Annotated in this window: 19 protein-coding genes; 10 read left to right on the plus strand and 9 right to left on the minus strand. The window is 40.5% G+C overall.

The genetic code is table 11. The features are described 5' to 3' along the window. Position 1 precedes the first annotated feature (1 nt). Positions 2-1,003: an ABC transporter permease gene (locus tag DRZ93_RS11470; RefSeq protein ID WP_113746644.1), complete on the minus strand. Its 1,002-nt coding sequence runs from the start codon at positions 1,001-1,003 to the stop codon at positions 2-4. Between the two features lie 3 nt (positions 1,004-1,006). Beyond that, positions 1,007-2,521 (minus strand): sugar ABC transporter ATP-binding protein, encoded by a 1,515-nt coding sequence (locus tag DRZ93_RS11475; RefSeq protein WP_113743505.1) that lies wholly within the window; start codon positions 2,519-2,521, stop codon positions 1,007-1,009. Between the two features lie 197 nt (positions 2,522-2,718). Here DRZ93_RS11475 and DRZ93_RS11480 point away from each other — a divergent pair, with 197 nt between their 5' ends. From DRZ93_RS11480 to DRZ93_RS11490, 3 genes are read left to right on the plus strand one after another with little or no spacing between them, the layout of a single operon-like run. Beyond that, positions 2,719-3,657, plus strand: a complete 939-nt coding sequence (locus DRZ93_RS11480) for a sugar-binding transcriptional regulator (protein WP_113743504.1) — start codon at positions 2,719-2,721, stop codon at positions 3,655-3,657. Between the two features lie 9 nt (positions 3,658-3,666). Further along, positions 3,667-5,229: an autoinducer-2 kinase gene (gene lsrK / locus DRZ93_RS11485; protein WP_113743503.1), complete on the plus strand. Its 1,563-nt coding sequence runs from the start codon at positions 3,667-3,669 to the stop codon at positions 5,227-5,229. A gap of 20 nt (positions 5,230-5,249) precedes the next feature. Further along, positions 5,250-5,600: a cupin domain-containing protein gene (locus DRZ93_RS11490; protein WP_113743502.1), complete on the plus strand. Its 351-nt coding sequence runs from the start codon at positions 5,250-5,252 to the stop codon at positions 5,598-5,600. Positions 5,601-5,645: 45 nt separating this feature from the next. On the opposite strand, the gene DRZ93_RS11495 is transcribed toward DRZ93_RS11490, so the two are convergent. Beyond that, complete coding sequence (locus DRZ93_RS11495; protein ID WP_113743501.1) at positions 5,646-5,855, minus strand: 4Fe-4S binding protein; 210 nt, start codon at positions 5,853-5,855, stop codon at positions 5,646-5,648. An 86-nt stretch (positions 5,856-5,941) separates the two neighbouring features. Between DRZ93_RS11495 and DRZ93_RS11500 the strand changes: the two genes are divergently transcribed. The 5 genes from DRZ93_RS11500 (at position 5,942) to DRZ93_RS11520 (ending at position 11,064) form a co-directional block, all read left to right on the plus strand. Beyond that, positions 5,942-6,643, plus strand: coding sequence for a YggS family pyridoxal phosphate-dependent enzyme (locus tag DRZ93_RS11500; protein ID WP_245933803.1), 702 nt, complete (start codon positions 5,942-5,944; stop codon positions 6,641-6,643). Between the two features lie 3 nt (positions 6,644-6,646). After that, the gene (gene proC / locus DRZ93_RS11505; RefSeq protein ID WP_113743499.1) at positions 6,647-7,465 is read left to right on the plus strand and encodes a pyrroline-5-carboxylate reductase; all 819 of its coding nucleotides are present in this window, start codon (positions 6,647-6,649) and stop codon (positions 7,463-7,465) included. Further along, on the plus strand, positions 7,465-8,001 hold the full coding sequence (locus DRZ93_RS11510) for a YggT family protein (protein WP_113746645.1): 537 nt from the start codon (positions 7,465-7,467) through the stop codon (positions 7,999-8,001). Before proC ends, DRZ93_RS11510 begins: the two co-directional genes overlap by 1 nt. Before the next feature lie 314 nt (positions 8,002-8,315). Then, a complete protein-coding gene (locus tag DRZ93_RS11515) occupies positions 8,316-9,989 on the plus strand; it encodes a methyl-accepting chemotaxis protein (RefSeq protein WP_113746646.1) in 1,674 nt (557 codons plus the stop codon). A 184-nt stretch (positions 9,990-10,173) separates the two neighbouring features. After that, positions 10,174-11,064, plus strand: coding sequence for an HAD family hydrolase (locus DRZ93_RS11520; RefSeq protein WP_113746647.1), 891 nt, complete (start codon positions 10,174-10,176; stop codon positions 11,062-11,064). Between the two features lie 40 nt (positions 11,065-11,104). On the opposite strand, the gene parC is transcribed toward DRZ93_RS11520, so the two are convergent. Both parC and DRZ93_RS11530 read right to left on the minus strand, forming a co-directional pair. Beyond that, complete coding sequence (gene parC / locus DRZ93_RS11525) at positions 11,105-13,423, minus strand: DNA topoisomerase IV subunit A (RefSeq protein WP_113746648.1); 2,319 nt, start codon at positions 13,421-13,423, stop codon at positions 11,105-11,107. 104 nt (positions 13,424-13,527) lie between these two features. Next, the gene (locus tag DRZ93_RS11530; RefSeq protein WP_113746649.1) at positions 13,528-15,051 is read right to left on the minus strand and encodes a hypothetical protein; all 1,524 of its coding nucleotides are present in this window, start codon (positions 15,049-15,051) and stop codon (positions 13,528-13,530) included. 328 nt (positions 15,052-15,379) lie between these two features. On the opposite strand from DRZ93_RS11530, the gene DRZ93_RS14050 reads away from it, so the two are divergent. Beyond that, on the plus strand, positions 15,380-15,997 hold the full coding sequence (locus DRZ93_RS14050; RefSeq protein ID WP_113746650.1) for a L,D-transpeptidase family protein: 618 nt from the start codon (positions 15,380-15,382) through the stop codon (positions 15,995-15,997). Here DRZ93_RS14050 and DRZ93_RS11540 read toward each other — a convergent pair. Both DRZ93_RS11540 and DRZ93_RS11545 read right to left on the minus strand, forming a co-directional pair. Beyond that, positions 15,981-16,379 carry a hypothetical protein gene (locus tag DRZ93_RS11540; protein ID WP_113746651.1) on the minus strand — a complete coding sequence of 133 codons (399 nt, stop codon included), beginning with the start codon at positions 16,377-16,379 and terminating at the stop codon, positions 15,981-15,983. The genes DRZ93_RS14050 and DRZ93_RS11540 overlap by 17 nt on opposite strands. A 9-nt stretch (positions 16,380-16,388) precedes the next feature. Further along, a complete protein-coding gene (locus tag DRZ93_RS11545; RefSeq protein WP_113746652.1) occupies positions 16,389-16,754 on the minus strand; it encodes a hypothetical protein in 366 nt (121 codons plus the stop codon). Positions 16,755-16,798: 44 nt separating this feature from the next. Between DRZ93_RS11545 and DRZ93_RS13600 the strand changes: the two genes are divergently transcribed. After that, positions 16,799-16,957 carry a hypothetical protein gene (locus tag DRZ93_RS13600; protein ID WP_172458230.1) on the plus strand — a complete coding sequence of 53 codons (159 nt, stop codon included), beginning with the start codon at positions 16,799-16,801 and terminating at the stop codon, positions 16,955-16,957. 91 nt (positions 16,958-17,048) lie between these two features. Here the strand turns inward: DRZ93_RS13600 and DRZ93_RS11550 are convergent, their stop codons facing one another. Together DRZ93_RS11550 and rplQ are read right to left on the minus strand one after the other, a co-directional pair. Next, complete coding sequence (locus DRZ93_RS11550; protein WP_113743489.1) at positions 17,049-18,035, minus strand: DNA-directed RNA polymerase subunit alpha; 987 nt, start codon at positions 18,033-18,035, stop codon at positions 17,049-17,051. 86 nt (positions 18,036-18,121) lie between these two features. After that, positions 18,122-18,511 (minus strand): 50S ribosomal protein L17, encoded by a 390-nt coding sequence (gene rplQ, locus DRZ93_RS11555; RefSeq protein WP_113743488.1) that lies wholly within the window; start codon positions 18,509-18,511, stop codon positions 18,122-18,124. Positions 18,512-18,520: the final 9 nt, after the last annotated feature.

Consider the following 18,520-nt stretch of genomic DNA (forward strand, 5'->3'; position numbering starts at 1 on the left):
TTTAATTACCTCCACCTACGCTCTGAGCGATTCTCTTAAGGCTGATCTCATGACGGTTTTTAACAATGGCTCTGTTCTGCAGCACAGTGTTTACAACCACAATAGCAATCAGAATAATGCCGGTAATGGTGTTGTCATAATTTGAAGAGAAGCCAAGGAATACTAAAATTCTTGTCATTGAGGTCATGATTACAGCGCCTATGGCAGCACCAATTACTGTACCTAAACCTCCTGAGAGGGATATACCACCAAGTACACATGCGGCAATGGCCTTCATTTCATAGGCATTACCGGCCATTGGTGTAATAAAGCCGATTCGTGAGGCGAAAATCATACCTGCAAGTGAGGCAAATAAACCTGAGAGTACAAATGCCCAGATTTTTGTCTGTACCACAGAAATACCCACAAGCTGAGCGCCCATGGCATTGTCACCTACAGCTATAAAGTTGCGTCCTTTTCTTGTATAGGATAAAAGCAACTGTACAGCTATAACCAGTAAAGCCACAAGTGCGTAATAAACAGTCAGATAGCCTGCAATATTGGCATGAGATGCAGCCTTGAAGGCAGCAGGAAGATTCTCAACCCAGGCACCGCCTGTATATACATAGATGGCACCGCGAGCCACACCGTAGGTACCAAGGGTAAAGATAAGTGAAGGCACTTTAAGTACGGCAACACCTACACCATTGATAAAACCAACAAAGGCACCAGTGCTCAGAGCATAGAACATGGCCTCAAACACGGAGCCGCCGTCGCGCAACACAGAAGCGCCCACAGCAGATGAAAGACCTAAAACTGCACCTACTGATACGTCAATCTCACCTGTTAAAATTACAAAGGCGGCACCGACCGCAAGCAGTGTAAATACAACAGAGTCATTAAATGAATTGGTTATGGACTCGGCTGAGAGGAAGGATGGGTTTACAAGACCCACACCTAAGAACATGGCGATTAAAAAGCCAAGAGCCTTTATCTCATAACGTTTTAACAGTGATACTAGCATGTACTACTCCTTAACCTGACTGTCGTTGTTGACAATACCAAAGGAGGCTGAAGTCAGCTCCTGCTGATTGATTCTTTCTTTTGGAAGTTCAGCTGAAATACGGCCGCGGCAGAAAACAATGGCTCTGTCGGCAAGCTCAATAATCTCTTCCATATCTGATGAGATAAGAACAATAGATACACCCTTGCTCTTTAACTCCTCAATAATGCTGTACACATCACCGCGGGCACCAGCGTCAATACCACGGGTAGGTTCGTCAAGAATCACAAGCTTTGGCATGGTTGACAAGGCTCTTGCAATAACAATCTTCTGCTGATTGCCTCCTGATAATGAACCTGCCTCCTGATAGCGTGAGGTGACCTTGATACGAAAATCCTTGATGTATTTGTCTGTAATATTGTTCTCAACATCTGTCTTTAACAGAGTGTTGCCGGTCAATTTGTAATTGAGCAGTGCCGATGTAGTATTGGCAGCAACTGATGCAATTGAGAACAGACCGTTTAGACGTCTGTCCTCTGGCACATAGTTGATACCGGCCTTGATAACCTCAGGTGTGGATAGACCTGTGATATCGTGTTTTAACAGTTTTACAGTGCCGCCCAATGGCTGTTCCTTGCCAAAGATAGTCATGGCAAGTTCAGTACGACCTGCACCTACTACACCTGCAATACCAAGCACCTCGCCCTGATAGACATTAAATGAAATATCCTTAAAGCCATAGCCAGAGAAATTCTCAAGTTCAAGCACAGGCATGGCATCAATAATTTTCTTTTCAAGAGCACCAACCTCTTTTTTAGGTGTCTTTTCTGTGTTTTTAGGCAACAGAGCCTGTACCAGCATCTCACGGGTAAACTCTGAGGTTGGACCGTGCAGTGTGATTTTGCCATCTGACATAATGGCAATAGATGTGGCAAGCTCAAAAACCTCGGCCATACGGTGGGTAATATAGATAATACCAATACCCTTGGCTTTAAGATCGCGCACTATTCTATATAAGGTGTTTACCTCATCAAAAGTTAAAGCTGATGTTGGCTCGTCAAGGATCAGGACTTTGCTCTCACGCATCAGACCACGCATGAGCTCAACCATCTGCTGTTCGGCAATAGATAAAGACATGCCAAGACGATTTAAATCTATCTTGCATTCAATCTGCTCATATACATCCTTTAACTTTTTAACAAGATCTGAGCGTTTGCCTTCAAAACCTATAAGAATGTTGTCAAGAATTGACATATGAGGGAAAATCAAAGGCTCCTGTGGAACCATGTAAATTCCTAACTTCATAGCCTTTGTAGGTGAGTTGCCACCTGCTATCTTGGTGCCGTTGATTAAAAAATCTCCTGTGTCCTGCTGATATATACCCATGAAGATTTTCATTAATGTGGATTTGCCGGCACCATTGCCTCCAATGATAGCCAGAACCTCTCCAGAATCAACAGACAGGGATATTCCTTTGAGTACCTGATTGAGGCCAAAGCTTTTATAAATGTTTTGTGCCTCTAGTAACTTACTGCTCATTAGTAACCTTCCCTTACAAAAGTTAATACTAACAACTTTTTAATATAAATATAATATAAGACTTTTTATCGCTTTTTCCAAAAGCTAGTTTTGACATTGATCTCATTTTTAAAAAATAAAAAAATATTCACTATTTAAAGTTGAAATACATCTGTTCATATACTAAACTTTTGTGCATATATTCTAAAAGTAACACAATGTATATTATTGGCAATGGTTTTATGGGTGCACAAAACTCACATCGTAATCTGATAGAGAAGATTTGTTGGTGCTACTATATTGAGAACCTAACTCAGGAACAGATAGCAAAGCGCTTTTCTATATCAAGACTAAAAGTGGTAAGCCTTATGCAGGAAGCACGAGAGCTTAACACTGTTACTTTTACCATCAATAAAACCAAAGAGTCGCACAGCGATCTTGAAATATCTATTTCAGATAAATACAAGCTTGACGATGCCTTTATTGTCCCTACCCCCAAAGACTCTAAGAGCATTAATGAAATTATAGGCCTTGCTGCAAGTAACTGGCTTAATATGCGTCTGCAGAGTGATTCTGTAATATCAATAGGCTATGGCAATACAGTATCCTATACAGTAAATGCCCTGGCCGCTGGATCTCAGAGCTCCTGGTCTGCCATTTCTCTTACAGGCGGTGTCAACTGCTATCTGCCAAATACCAGAAGCGATATTTTCAAAGCCAAACTGTATCTGTATCCGGCCCCACTGCTCGTTTCAAGCAGTACCTTAAAAGATGAACTGATGAAACATCCTGATGCTGTGTGGATTAACAAGATGGGCAAAACTTCATCCATGACAGTATTTGGTTTAGGCGGACTTAATGAGGGTGCCACAGTTATCAACAATGGTCTTTTTGACTATAACGAATTTATCTATTTAAAGCGCATTGGTGCTGTCGGAGATATTCTTGGACATTTTATCAATGCATACGGTGAGATAGTTGATGCCGAGCTTGACAGACGTCTTATCTCCACACCGCTAAATGAATTAAAAGAGAGAGCTGTAACCGTAGGTGTTGCAGGTGGCCCTGACAAAGTTGAAATCATAAGAGCAGCCCTTTTGGCAGGTTTTGTCCGAATTCTGATTACAGACGAGCAGACTGCAAAGGACCTTTTATAAGGAGTTAACATGAGTAAATATCTTTTGGCTATTGATGCAGGAACAGGCTCAATAAGAGCGGTAATCTTTGCGCTTGACGGCACACAGATTGCCTGTGAGCAAGCTGAGTGGTTTCACAAAGAAGATCCACGTTACCCTGGCTCTATGGATTTTGACTGGAAATTTAACTGGGATCTTGCATGTAAATGTATAAAGGGTGCCATTGCCAAAGCTGGAATTGATCCACATGAGATTGCAGGTGTCTCCACCACCTGCATGCGTGAGGGTATAGTTCTTTATGATGAGAACTACAATGAAATCTGGGCCTGCGCCAATGTTGATGCCAGAGCCAATGATGAGGTGCTTGAGCTATTTAAGATAGATCCAAGTCTTGAAATGGAGCTTTATGCCAAATCAGGACAGACCTTTGCGCTCAATGCTCTGCCACGTATTTTATGGGTTAAAAACAAGCAGCCTGATGTTTATGAGAAAATCAAATATGTCGGCATGTTCAATGACTGGCTGATTTTAAAACTTACAGGCGCTCTTGCCGTTGATCCTTCAAACGGCTCCACCTCAGGTCTGTTTGACTTAAACTCCCGTGCCTTTGATCCATCCATTGCCAGAAAGTGCGGATTGCGTGATGATATTTTCCCTGCAACCATTGAGTGTGGCGAATATATTGCAAGCGTCAATGCCAAAGGTGCTGCCGACTCTGGTCTTGCCGAAGGTACAAAAGTTATTGTAGGTGGCGGCGATGCCCAGCTTGGCTGTATAGGAGTAGGTGTGGTCAATGTCAATGAGGCAGCTATTTTCGGCGGCTCCTTCTGGCAGTATGAGTACAACTCTGATAAGGCCATAACTGATAAACAAGGACGTGTGCGCGTCAACTGCCATGCCATTCCTAAGCTGTGGCAGTTTGAGGCTTTAGCTTTCAAACCAGGTCTGGTACTGCGCTGGTATCGTGATGCATTTTGTGAATACGAAAAGGAAAAGGCCAAAGAGCTTGGATGCGATCCTTATGAGCTTTTAAATGAGAAGGCAAAAGATATTCCGGCAGGTTCGTATGGCATGCTCTGTGCTTTTTCAGATGTTATGAATTTCACATCATGGAAGCATGCAGCTCCAACTTTTTCAAACTTTGCCCTTGAGAGTGACAAATTCAATCGCTATACCTTCTACAAGGCCATTTTAGAAAATACAGCCCTGATAGCAAGAGGTCATGTTGATCTTGTATATGAATCAACAGGTAAGAAGCCAGACTCCATCATCTTTGGTGGCGGTGCCTCTAAATCACCTCTGTGGTCACAGATTCTTGCTGACTGCCTTGGAATTGAAATCAAAGTGCCTGTAGTAAAAGAGGCCACTGCCCTTGGCGCTGCTATTTTAGCGGCAGTTGGTCTTGGTCTGTATAAAGATCTTAATGAGGCTGTAGCTGCCATGGTACATATGGAAAAGAGCTATATACCAAACAAAGACAATCATGAGGTCTATACAGATCTCTATGCCACATGGCGCAAATTCTATAAGACACAACTTGATCTGGCATGTGAAGGCACAACCAAATACATGTGGTCAGCACCTGAATTATAAAGATAATTGGAGATATTAAAATGTATGTATTAAATGACAGTGAAAGAGAATTCAGATTTAAAGACTCAGGTCCAAAATATCTGATGAAGGGCCCACGCATGAACTTTGCAGTGGTTCAGTTCCAGCCAGGTCAGGACTTTCCTGCCCACTATCACAACATTATGGAAGAGAACTTCTATATTCTAGAAGGTGAAATTGATATTGTAGTGGACGGCAAGGTAAATCACCTTAAAAAAGGTGACTTCATTCATATCGAGCCTGGTGAGATTCATTACTGTATCAATCGCTATGACAAGAAGATTGTTATGATTTCAACCCTGGCTCCATTCCAGGAAGTTGATAAAGTTGAAGTCAAGGATTACAAATACTGATTGATTCACCCATGATAAAAAGGCCACCTGCGTGGCCTTTTTAACTTAACAGGTTTTAAGAACGTTCTTGATTTCCTCAAGCGTGCCTTCAAACACGGATCCAAATTCGCAAACATCAAGGCAGGCGCCACATTCCACACACAAATCAGGATCGACAATAAAATGTCCCTTTTCATCCTGATAAATAGCATCACAAGGGCATGCATCCTTGCATACACCGCATTCTGTACAATCTACTGGATCTATAGCAAACATGTTTTTTCCGTTATTAAAAGTCTTTTCAAATAAGCGTTATAATACGACAATTGTTCTAAAATATTGGGCGAAAATTTATCATGGGTATGATAGCAGAAAACATTGATATTATAGTAAAAAAAATTAATACCTGCAGGCTTGAGTGCCACAGAGATGATACAGTATCCCTGCTTTGTGTCTCAAAGACCAAGCCACTTGAAGATATCAAGGCTGCATATGATGCAGGACAGAGACACTTTGGTGAAAACTATGTGCAGGAGGCTGCCCTTAAAATTGAGCAGTTTAAACAAAACTACGGCCTGTCAGATATTAAATGGCACTTTATAGGACCTATTCAGAGCAACAAGAGTAAAACAGTTGCCAATATCTTTGATATGGTCGAATCTGTAGACAGAGAAAAGATAGCCAGACGTTTAAATGAGCAGCGTGATGAGAACCTTCCGGCGCTTGATATACTTGTACAAGTCAATATCTCTGATGAGGCACAAAAGTCTGGCTGCGCCATAGCGAATGTAGACTCCCTTGTCACATATATCAAAGACAACTGCCCTAAACTAAGATTACGCGGTTTTATGGTCATAGCGCTTGATACTCAGGACATAGCGGAGATCAAAAGAGAATTTTTAAAAATAAGAGATATTTTTAATACTTATAAAGAAAAATACAAACATTTTGACACCCTATCCATGGGTATGACTTCCGATATGGAGTGCGCTATTGAATGCGGCTCCACACAGGTGCGTATTGGCAGCGCCATCTTTGGCAGTCGCAATTACACAAAGGAATAAAATATGTTAAAACTAGGCTTCATTGGTGGAGGCAATATGGCCTCCTGCATTATAAATGCCATTTCCTCTTTAAAAAGAGAGCATACTATATCTGTAAGCGGCCCCCATCTTGAAAAGCTTGAAAAGTTCAAAAGCATGGGTCATAACATTGGCACTGACAATGTGCTCTGCGCCAAAGAATCAGATATCATCTTTTTAGGAGTAAAACCTCAGATTCTAGGCTCTGTGTTACGGGATCTTAAAGATAAAGGCATTGATTTTTCACAAAAACTTGTCATTTCTATGGCTGTAGGCTTTTCGTGCTCATCTATTGAAGATATTACCAAAAGCAATAAGACTGTGCGTATTATGCCAAATACCCCATCAAGTCTTGGACTTGGTGTCACCGCCATTTATTTTGACAGCGGTGTAGGTACAGAGCAAAAGGATCTGACATATGAGCTTCTTGCAGGACTTGGTCTTAATGTAACTGTAGATAATGAGGAGCAGATCACGCTGCTAGGTGCCCTTACCGGTTCAGGACCTGCCTTTCTCTACAGATTTTTAGAAAGTTTATGTACAATAGCAACAGAGCATGGTCTTGATGCAGTGCAGAGCAGAAATCTGATGCAGATGTTGATAAAAGGGACAGCTGCAATGATTGAGCACAATGCACAAAGTTCACTTGCTCAGCTACGTGAGGCTGTAACATCAAAAGGCGGTACCACCTTTGAGGGGCTTAAGGTCATGCAGACAAGGAATTTTGACGCTATGATGCATGAGGTTATAGATGCCTGCATCAGACGTTCCCACGAACTTGAAGAAACACTAAAGGATAAATAATGCCACTTTTACAACTTGTTGCCAAAGCACTTATAATGCTTTTTCTGCTGCGCTTTTTAATACAGCTGTCAAATGCCTACTATTTCAGTCCGCTCGTACAGTCTGTAGTCAAGCTTACCAATCCTGTGTGCAATCTGCCAGGTCTGTCAAAGATACGCTTAGGCCGGGTCTATCTGTCACCTCTTATTGCAGCTCTTGCCGTTGATCTTATATTCTGGCTATGTGTCAAACTCTTTACCAGACTGCCAATACCTGTCTTTGATATTCTGACCTTTACTGTACTGCAGACAGTAAAAACCTTTGGAGTCCTTGTAATATCACTGCTTTTAATACAGGCTTTGACCTCATGGCTGCCAAGCACCAGAAATATAAGTGAAACCGTAGGTCAGATAACCTATCCTCTAGTGTCTCCAGTACAGAAAATAATTCCACCTATCGGCATGATTGATATATCTCTTATGATTGTGCTGCTGGTGATTTTTGCCATCAACAGACTAATGACCTCCTGGCTGGGCCCTATCTGGATCATGCTATAATTTCTTATTTTGCAGGAGATAATGCGATCTCCTGCACACTTTTGATGCTATATTTGATTATCTAATTTATCTTTTCCCTGCCATTCTAAAATAAAATTTCTTAAAAACTTGTTAAATATCAAATGTTACCTAAGGTAGGTTTTTGTCTTTTTAGTAATTTTTATCAAATTTTAGATAAAAAGTTAATGATCTCTTGATACGGCTGTCTTAGAATATGTGATACATAACAAACTTTAAATTTCAATTTCAGGGTTGCATATTTCACTGTCATGTTCTTATGACGTATATACCCATATAAGATCTAGAGGCTTATCATGTCCATATTTATGAATATGTCAATAAAAGCCAAACTTTTAAGTGGCTTTTTCTTTGTCATTCTTATTCTTTCAATAGTTGGAATTATATCCATCACCTCCATCAACACCTCTCTTAATGTAGAAGAGAGACTCAAAACGACAATTTCTCAGGACATGGGGCGTACCATTCACTTGTATGGCAAATACAATGCTGTACATAAATGGTTGCACCAGCTACAGGCCAATCCAAGTTCTCAGCTTGTAGCCCAGGGTAAACAGTATGTTGCTGAAATGCTAGAAGCTCTAGATAAAGCTGACAGTGGTGCACCTCCTGTAATTTTTGTCGAAAAGGTTACAGAAACCCGCGCGACCATGAGAGATCTTGCCAACAAAATCAACGGCAGATTTATTACTCTTTTAGAGCAGGGCAAATATGAAGAGGCTGACGCTGAATTCTTAAATACTGTTCTTGCCCCATCATCAAAGTCCAATATGCTCTTTTCAGGACTTATCAACAGCTATCAGGATGTAGTAGAGGATGAGGTTAAAAATCTTGACCTAAGAGGCCCTCTGTACACAGTGATAATCCTGACTATTGTAGGAATGATCCTTGCAGTTATTACTGCCATCATGATTGCCAACTACATCGTTAAACATACACATAGCATTATGAACATGTCCAAATCCATTCAGGATGGCGACTTCATGATCAAGATGGATGAGAACGATATACCAAACGATGAGATAGGCGATATCTACAGATCTAACCTTGCCATTGTACAAACCCTCTCTGAGTCAGTAGCCAAGGTCATGGCCACATCAGAGGTTCTGCGTAAGTACTCAAAAGAACTCAACGAGGCCTCATGGAATATCAACCATGGTGCTAGTGTTGCCGAGAATCAGTCTATTACCATTGCAGCTGCAGCCGATGAGATGGTTTCAACCACATCAGATATTGCCAAGAACTGCCATATTGCCTCAGAGACATCTGAAATTACCAAGAATGAGACCGTTACCGGTGTGGATAAGGTTCGTACAACTGTATCACGTATCAGAGAGCAGAGCGTTCTGACCCGTGAGGATGCTGATAAGGTTATGCGTCTTGCCGAGCAGAGCCAGAAGATTGGTTCCATCGTTGGCACAATTGATGAGATTGCAGCTCAAACCAACCTCTTAGCCCTTAACGCCGCTATTGAGGCTGCCCGTGCCGGTGAGGCAGGTCGAGGCTTTGCTGTGGTTGCCGATGAGGTTCGTGCTCTTGCCTCACGTACCTCAAAATCAACTCAGGAAATTACAGCCATGGTACGCTCTATTCAGGATGATTCCAAGACTGCCACTGACTCTATGAATGAGTCTGTAACACAGATGGAAGAGGTAGCAGAGAGAGCCGGTGAGCTTGAGTCATCACTCAACACCATCTTAAACAGCGTCAACGATGTTAACTCACAGATTACTCAGATTGCTACAGCAGCTGAGGAGCAGACTACTGCCACATCTGAGATTTCATCCAACATGCAGGGTATTACCGAGTCTGCTCAGAAGTCATGCTCAATCTCTGAGCATGCTGTTAAGATTTCAGACTTTGCTGTTGAGCTTATCGATAATATCGAAAAAGATCTGCGCTTCTTCAAGATTGACTCAAGCAAGATTAAATCCTACATCAGCGATTTAGAAAAGAGCACAGTCCAATAACAAACTTATTATCGCTGCCCTAAGGCAGATCAGATCACAAAAGGCCGGAGTATTCCGGCCTTTTTGCATCATTAAGGCTCTCATTTGCGGTGCAAATACCAATTTTTATAACACTCTTATTTTTTTATCCTGTAAATATAGTATAACTAAGAGCAAGGTATAAAAATCACACAAGGATATGCCTATGCAGCGTGATATAAACAGTTTTTCTGCCCAAAAATCTGTACTTGCCATCTGCTATGATTTTGATAAAACCCTAACCCCTGATGATATGCAGGCTCAGGGCTTTATTCAGTCTGTGCAAAAGGGCAAGGATGTAGAAAGCTTCTGGGAAGAGTCCAACAAACTGGCCCGTGAAAACGGCATGGACTCAAACCTTGCCTATATGTACCTTATGGTTACAAAGTCTCGCGGCAATAATTATCTGACCCGCCGTCTGCTGCAGGAGTATGGCTCCAAAGTAAAACTCTTCAACGGTGTTGAAACCTGGTTTGATCGTATCAATGCCTATGGTAAAGAGCACAATGTGGAAATTGAGCATTACATTATCTCATCAGGTCTTAAGGAAATGATTGAAGGCACAAGTATTGCCCATGTCTTTAAAGCCATCTATGCAAGCAGCTTTCTTTATGATAAAGATGATGTTGCAGTATGGCCGGCCCAGGCTATTAATTACACCTCCAAAACACAGTTTTTATTCCGTGTTGAAAAAGGTGCGCTTGATGTCAACGACCCAAGAGTCAATGAATATATTCCTGAGGGTAAATATAAGGCTCCTTTTAGAAATATAGTCTATATAGGTGACAGTGAAACTGACATTCCTTGCATGAAACTTGTCAATAACTTTGGCGGTCATTCAATAGGTGTCTATAATCCTCTTAATGACAACCGCATTAAAGTGTATAAGATGCTAAGGGATAACAGAATCAAATACTTTACCCCTGCCGATTATTCACAAAACAGTGAACTAGATATTCTTATCAAGAAGATAATTGATAAAACAGCAACCTATGAGGTGCTTGAGCGCTGGCATCTGTCCAATAAAGAAGAAGCCTATTCAGAGTTTGACAGTTAGCCTACAACCTGCAGGTTTTATGCCTGCAGGTCAGATAAGGTTATTCAAGCACAAAGTCATCGACAGTCTCACTTTGCTCTACAACTGTATCATCCTTTTTAGCCTTTATTACCTCAATATCACTTACCTTCTGATAGGAGCGCGGCAGTGTGGTGCCAGAGCTGGTACGGCTCTGCTTTCTTTGCTGCATATCATCTTTTGATATTTTAAGTATGCGCTTGCCAGAGTGCACAACAATACTGTCGTTCTCGCCCACCACTTTTGCCACAGCAATACCGTCAATGCCAACATCAAGTTTGTTCTTGGAAATTGATATCATCTTGTTGCCCTTGCCGCGGCCAAGTACAGGCAGCTCCTTGGCATCATAGATTAGAATTTTACCTTGCTTTGATGCTACCACAATCAGATCGCTGTCAAGATCATTAAGACGGCATGGCTCCATAAGCTTTGTATCTTCAGTTAAAGTTACAACATTGCGACCGCTCTTAACTCTTGAGATTAAATCATCATAAGAGCAGATAAAGCCGTAGGCCCTGTCGGTATAGAGCATATATCTGTCATTTGGAGTACCGCAGATGACATATATGGCAAACTCACCAGGAGAGAGATTTGCCTTTGAGGTCAATGGCTCACCCTGTCCTCTGGCCGATGGCAGATCTCTTATATCCACAGTATAGGCTCGTCCCAGATTGGTTATAAATACAGCCTGCCCATTTGAGCGTCCTGTAGCCTGGGAGAGGAACTCATCACCGCTTCTGTAAGCCATACTCTTGGCATCAACATCTGCTCCGGTTGCGGCTCTGACCCATCCCATTTTTGAGAGTATAACTGTCATTGGAGTGCTTGGTGTTAAATCGTCAACAGAGATTTCAACAGCCTCTGATCTTTCAACTATAGGACATAGTCTTTCATCTCCGTAAACCTTGGCGTCAGCTGCAATTTCCTTTTTAATGAAATTATTGAGCTTGGTTTTTGAGTTGAGCAAACCCTCTAGCTTCTTCTTTTCAGCCTCAAGTTTTTTCTGCTCATCCTTGATCTTCATTTCCTCAAGGCGGGCCAGCTGCTTGAGTCTGGTCTCTAAAATATATTCAACCTGTTCATCGCTTAAATTAAAACGCTGTTTAAGCTCTGTATGAGGATCGTCCTCTTCTCTTATGATACGTATAACTTCATCAAGATTTAAAAAGACAATTAAAAGTCCCTCAAGCAGATGCAGTCTTTTGTTTACAGCTACAAGGCGTGAGTTTAATCTTTTACTTACTGTATCTACTCTAAAGGCTATCCACTCAGATAATATGGTTTTTAAATCTTTAACTGCAGGTTTGCCGTCAAGACCCAGGATATTTAAATTAACCCTATAGGTTTTCTCCAAATCTGTTGTAGCAAAAAGATGGCTCATGAGCGCATCAACATCTACTCTGTTGGAGCGCGGAACTATGATAAGACGGCATGGATTGTTATGATCAGAGGCATTTATCAGATCTGAAACCAAAGGCAGTTTCTTTTTGACCATAAGCTCTGCAATCTGCTTTTCTATGGTACCGCCTGCTACCTGATACGGCAGAGTTTTAATAACTATGCCCTCCTTTTCCATTTCATAGGTAGCACGCATTCTTATTATGCCGCGACCAGTCTCATAGAGCTTTTGCAGTTCGCTGGCAGGTGTGATTATTTCAGCTGCACATGGATAGTCAGGGCCCTTAATATATTCCATTAAATCACTGACACTGCAGTCTTCATGATCCATAAGATAAATTGCAGCCTGTGCCACCTCAAGTACATTGTGAGGCGGAATATCAGTGGCCATGCCTACAGCAATACCTGTGGTGCCATTGAGTAAAATGGTTGGCAGTCTTGATGGCAGAGCCTTTGGCTCAACAGTTGTACCATCAAAGTTTGGTATAAATTCAACGCATCCTGCGTTTAAATCCTCTAAAAGAACATCTGAAAATGTTGCAAGGCGTGATTCTGTATATCGCATGGCGGCAAAAGACTTTGGCTCTTCAACATCACCCCAGTTACCCTGTCCGTCAACTAGAGGATATCTGTAGGCAAAAGGCTGAGCCATAAGCACCATAGCCTCATAACAGGCACTGTCTCCGTGCGGATGATACTTACCTAATACCTCACCCACAGTTCTTGCTGATTTTACATGCTTGGCCTTAGGTCCTATACCTAATTTAGCCATAGCATACACAATGCGTCTTTGAACCGGTTTCATTCCATCACTGACAGATGGCAGAGCTCTGTCGCGGATTACATTCATGGAGTAATTAAGATAGGCACTTTCAGCAAACTCTGACAGCGCCATGGTCTCTACACCATCAAGGCTCAAATCTTTTTCTTTATTGTCGCTCATTTTATTTACTTACTTGTATCAATGTGCTTTAGAGCACCATCTAATCACAGATCAAATATCATCTTGCAAAATTGTTTTGTTCAGAGTGCTAAATTAAATTGAACCTACTTTACATTAGTAACCCTAAAGTACCACATTAAATATATAAAAGTGAAGGATAATGGATAAGAACGTAGCATTTTAATCACGCCTTCATAAGTTAATGCCTGCATACTTTTACCATCGATTTCACTGTCTCTTATAAATGTATGAATATCATGGACAATTGTATCTATTCCTTCATCACCTCGTTTAAAACTATCCGTGACAGATATGTCCTTATCAGTAGCACAATCTGTTTTATCGCACCTGCCTTTGTTTTCAAGTGTCTTGGTCAAATTGTAATCTATACATTTTGTTATTTCATATAATGTCGACTTTGATCCAGTCGGCAGTGAGCTAATATAGTACTGTGTGTTAATCTGACTTTTAAGAGCTTTACCATTTTTGAAATTAGTTGTTGTTTGCGTGTATACAGCTATACTATTTAGATTGGCGTACAAATCTCTCAAATCCTTATCAAGAATTGAGCCATCAAATATGCTCAGTGTTGTTTTACTTTTGCAAAAGTCTGTGCTCATATCTGATGTTACGCTCATATCATAATTTACAGAAGCCTCTTTAATAATTTGTTCCAGTCTCTTGGTAAACTTTCTGTGAATATGCTTTTTTACAGGAAGAAGATATTCTCCACCTCCTTGTATAATTTTTGTGGCAAACTGAGGGTTACTGTTATATGCATCTGACATAATTATTCTATCTTGCACATCAATATTGACCAGCTTTTGTAAGGTAGCAAGACCTTCATTGTCCTCATGTTTTATTACAAAATAATCTATGGCTATTTTTTCACTGAGTTCATAAAGGTAAACATCAACTTTCCTGCCCGACTTACCACGCTCTTTAAGATTTGCGTCTGTAAACAATCTACTACCATCAAAATATAGAGTTCGTCTGTATGGGAACAAAATAAACTGCTTAAATTTAGGATCATCCTTTGCAGCTAAGCTTATTTCTACTGAATGCTGTAAATGCTTGCCAATATACTCGTAAAAAAACTCACGACAGAGCTTTACATCAAATATGCTCAAAACTCTATGTATTTTGGCAACTGTCAGTAATTCCCCATTTTTAGGCATGCCATCAAATAATGTATGTAGTGCCAGATAATGTTTTGAGTAAAACTTAGCAATCTCGCTAGCTTTACTATATCCATGAAGCTTTGCACAGAGAATAACTAACAACAGTGCATCAGCACAAAATGAGTCTTGAGCATTAAATTCCTGTGCCTGAAACAAAGCCCTGACTCTCATTTGAAAAAACAGTAATTTATCGAGTTTATCATGCTCAAGCTTTTCTATCATCTCATCTAGTGCAACAAGCTCAAATTTAATCTCTTCATTTATTTTTTTTATAATATCTTCCTTTTTGCTCTTTGCAAAAAGGCTAGAATCCCGATCTAATTGCTCCTCTACACATTTTTGATTTATGCGCAGGCTCTTAAATGAGGTAAGATCTAGCTGCTTAGAGGATTTTAATTTAGGGCTTTCATTACCCATCATTTCTTGAAGATCACTTATATCTATCATAGCTACCTAAAACATATTTAAATTAACATCAATGGGACGAATTGCTAAAAACCTCTACAAACTGCTGTCCGATTTTATCAATAGTAAAACTTATTTCTTTTTATAAATACACATAAAACTACTATAGATAAAATTTATTTCAAATCGAAGGAAGAAGCATGGACAAGAGCTTATCCTAGTTTAAACAAAAGTGGGATAAACTATACCAATAATATGCCAATTCTTTTCGTTTTACGTGTGTTAAAGTAGCTGGCGAAGTATAATAGCATTTGTTCTTGCTGTATTTTATCAGCTTTTAACTTCAATTAAAAAACAGGCTATTTATTCAATGAAATATATTTTATTTATTTTATTTTCTCTGACTCTATCCACTTGTCCATCATATGCAGCACAAAATGAGCAAGACGTAATTACTAATGCTCTTCTTGAAACTATAGTCTATGACGGTGATTTTGATTATACAAAGCTCAAACGTTTTTCTAATCTGCAAATCTATCCACGCGGCTACAGAGCACCTAAACATTTAGTTGATCATGTCATTGTAAATAAAGGCCACAAACAGATGTTTTTAATGAAGGATGACAAGGTAATAAGAAAATACTGGATTGCCCTTTCAGATAAACCTGTAGGCCATAAGCAGTATGAAGGCGACAAGCGTACTCCTGAGGGCACATATACTCTTGACTATATCAAGGAGAACTCAGTTTATTACCGCGCCTTCCATATCTCATATCCAAACAGTGAGGATATAAAAAGAGCCAGAGCTATGGGTAAAAGACCTGGCGGCATGATTATGGTTCATGGTCAGCCATCTAACAGAAGCGAGTATCACGACTCTGTGCAGAGATCGGACTGGACCAACGGCTGTATTGCCATATTAAATCCGGAGATGGATGAATTTATTTCCCTAGTTGATCCAGGTACCCCTATTACCATACAGCCTTAAATGGGCTGCCTTTGGTCATAACAATTTTACAGTGCCTGATCTGTTCAGACTCAGGCCTGTCTTTAGTCAAATCGTAAATAAAACCTGCAATTGTAGTCACACCCTGTCCGCCTTTACCGGGAATAGGCTCAAAAATAGCATAGCCACAGACTATATCCTCTGCCTCGAAATTGTCCTCTTTGCTCACAGAGTTAAAAAAGGTATAGTCTATGTCTCTAAGATAGGTAATACTTATAAAGAATCTGCCATCCTCAAGCATTCGTACATAACGGTTCTTTAAGGACTTATCAGGGCATTGCAGTATACTTTCACGAACGTATGTATTAATCTGACGCAAAAGCTCCATTCTATAAGCTTTATCTAATTGTTCTATATCAACCACAGCTCTTTCCTATAAACATAAAATAACAGTACTTGCATTATCCTCGTCATCGTCTAAATCATAGACTATATAGGCAACATGAATTAAATCATGATCAAGAGGCTCTTCCTCTCCTGCAGGAGCAAATGACATCTGTCCAAAAATGACATTGCGTTCTTCTACATTATTGGTAAATACATATTCATCCAATAGATCGTGATCATAGGTATCAAAGAAGGTAACTGACAACTCATAGTCTTCATTGTTCAAATAATACGAATATCTGTCTATAGTCTCCTGATCATCGCACTGTTCGATGGTAACAGTAACAGCATCAGACATATCCTCAATTATCCTCTGCTGCATATCTTCATCTAAACTATAAAAGTCGAGCATATCAATTCACCTAAAGCATCATAACAATAAGCACAGCATATACTATGTCCGTGCCTTTATATCTGCTACAAGAATATATTAAATCATCATTATGTTTCAAGCAGATAGTTTCTAAAGATGATTTTAATGAAGCTTACTGTCAGATAGATGGAGATAAAAAGCTGTTTGTAAAAGAGCAAAGAGTGTATGTCAGGCCATGCTGATCTTTACAGCTCAAAGCCTATAATTAAAAGTACTGCAGTTTGAAAACCTTTGCGCCTTTAATAGAAAAGGCCGTAAAACGGCCTTTTTAAATTAATTTGAAACATCCAAATCTGCTGGAGGCCAGTGCTCCAGACGCATACCTAAGGTCAGACCTCTTTCTGCAAGAACATCCTTGATCTCGGTTAATGACTTCTTACCGAGATTTGGAGTCTTGAGAAGCTCAACTTCAGTACGCTGAACTAAATCACCAATATACTTGATATTCTCTGTCTTCAGACAGTTTGCAGATCTTACTGTCAGATCAAGATCATCTACTGGGCACAGTAGTTTTGGATCAATTAGTGGACGGAATGAAGAATCCTCAGCAGGTGCAACTGAATTCTTGATATCCACAAATGAATTTAACTGATCAGCAAAAATAGTAGCTGCAACAGATATTGCATCCTTTGGATCAATAGTACCGTTGGTCTCAATATCAAAGATCAGCTGTTCTTTTTCATCATTGATTGGAGCTGTCTTAACTGCAACGTTCAGTACTGGGCAGTATGAGGCGTCAAGCAGTAAGCGACCAATAAATCTATCTTCGCCATCTAATGGAATCTGAGTGGCAGCAGGTACATAACCACGACCGCGTGAAATGTGAATACGCATATTTAAAGTGGTCTTTGGATCTGTGATATGGCACAGAACGAGATCTGGATTTCTAATCTCGATACCTGTTGGACAGATAATATCGCCAGCAGTAACTGGACCAATGCCGCTCTTGTTGATGCTCAGCACTGGTAACTGCTGTGGTACGGAATCACAGTAAACTGCGACTTCCTTTAGTTGTAAAAGAATGAGAAGGATATCTTCCTGGACACCTTCTAAAGCACTATACTCGTGAACAACACCATCTATCTCAACCTGAGTAATTGCATAACCTGGTATGGTTGAGAGCATGATACGACGTAATGCAGTTCCCAAAACCTGGGCGTAGTGTGGCTCAAAAGGCTCTAGTGTTACTCTAGAAACATTCTTAGATAGAGTCACTACTTCCTTGATGTTGGGCCTTAGAATATCATTAACTTGATCCAAGGTTCTACCCTCATATTAGAATTCTGTCAATGTACAATGATAAAAGGGTACCTACCTAGGCAGGCACCCATATAAAGTCTGAATTATTATTCAGCTTTGTCCTGAGCCTCAGAAGCGGCTGGACGATCAGTTAACATGATGTAGGCCATTGGAGCCTGATCGCCTGGACGGAAACCACACTTTAAAATACGTGTGTAACCACCTGGACGATTTGCTGAAAGCTTACCAACCTGGGTGAACAGCTTGGCAACAACAGCATCATCACGAACGCGTGAAAATACCAGACGACGGTTTGCTACTGTATCTTCTTTTGCAATTGTAATTAAGCGCTCAACAAAGCGACGTAATTCCTTTGCCTTTGGCAAAGTGGTCTTGATGCACTCGTGGGTAATGAGAGCATTTGCAAGATTGCGATATAGCGCAGCGCGATGTGCAGAGGTGCGACCTAAGTGACGGCCACTTAAACGATGACGCATATCTTTATT

The organism is Anaerobiospirillum thomasii, from assembly GCF_900445255.1.
Lineage (GTDB): Bacteria > Pseudomonadota > Gammaproteobacteria > Enterobacterales > Succinivibrionaceae > Anaerobiospirillum_A > Anaerobiospirillum_A thomasii.

Coding starts and splice junctions, on each gene's coding strand:
- DRZ93_RS11470 (WP_113746644.1), bottom strand. CDS start 1,003: ATGCTAGTATCACTGTTAAAACGTTATGAGATAAAGGCTCTTGGCTTT.
- DRZ93_RS11475 (WP_113743505.1), bottom strand. CDS start 2,521: ATGAGCAGTAAGTTACTAGAGGCACAAAACATTTATAAAAGCTTTGGC.
- DRZ93_RS11480 (WP_113743504.1), top strand. CDS start 2,719: ATGTATATTATTGGCAATGGTTTTATGGGTGCACAAAACTCACATCGT.
- lsrK (WP_113743503.1), top strand. CDS start 3,667: ATGAGTAAATATCTTTTGGCTATTGATGCAGGAACAGGCTCAATAAGA.
- DRZ93_RS11490 (WP_113743502.1), top strand. CDS start 5,250: ATGTATGTATTAAATGACAGTGAAAGAGAATTCAGATTTAAAGACTCA.
- DRZ93_RS11495 (WP_113743501.1), bottom strand. CDS start 5,855: ATGTTTGCTATAGATCCAGTAGATTGTACAGAATGCGGTGTATGCAAG.
- DRZ93_RS11500 (WP_245933803.1), top strand. CDS start 5,942: ATGATAGCAGAAAACATTGATATTATAGTAAAAAAAATTAATACCTGC.
- proC (WP_113743499.1), top strand. CDS start 6,647: ATGTTAAAACTAGGCTTCATTGGTGGAGGCAATATGGCCTCCTGCATT.
- DRZ93_RS11510 (WP_113746645.1), top strand. CDS start 7,465: ATGCCACTTTTACAACTTGTTGCCAAAGCACTTATAATGCTTTTTCTG.
- DRZ93_RS11515 (WP_113746646.1), top strand. CDS start 8,316: ATGTCCATATTTATGAATATGTCAATAAAAGCCAAACTTTTAAGTGGC.
- DRZ93_RS11520 (WP_113746647.1), top strand. CDS start 10,174: ATGCAGCGTGATATAAACAGTTTTTCTGCCCAAAAATCTGTACTTGCC.
- parC (WP_113746648.1), bottom strand. CDS start 13,423: ATGAGCGACAATAAAGAAAAAGATTTGAGCCTTGATGGTGTAGAGACC.
- DRZ93_RS11530 (WP_113746649.1), bottom strand. CDS start 15,051: ATGATAGATATAAGTGATCTTCAAGAAATGATGGGTAATGAAAGCCCT.
- DRZ93_RS14050 (WP_113746650.1), top strand. CDS start 15,380: ATGAAATATATTTTATTTATTTTATTTTCTCTGACTCTATCCACTTGT.
- DRZ93_RS11545 (WP_113746652.1), bottom strand. CDS start 16,754: ATGCTCGACTTTTATAGTTTAGATGAAGATATGCAGCAGAGGATAATT.
- DRZ93_RS13600 (WP_172458230.1), top strand. CDS start 16,799: ATGTCCGTGCCTTTATATCTGCTACAAGAATATATTAAATCATCATTA.
- rplQ (WP_113743488.1), bottom strand. CDS start 18,511: ATGCGTCATCGTTTAAGTGGCCGTCACTTAGGTCGCACCTCTGCACAT.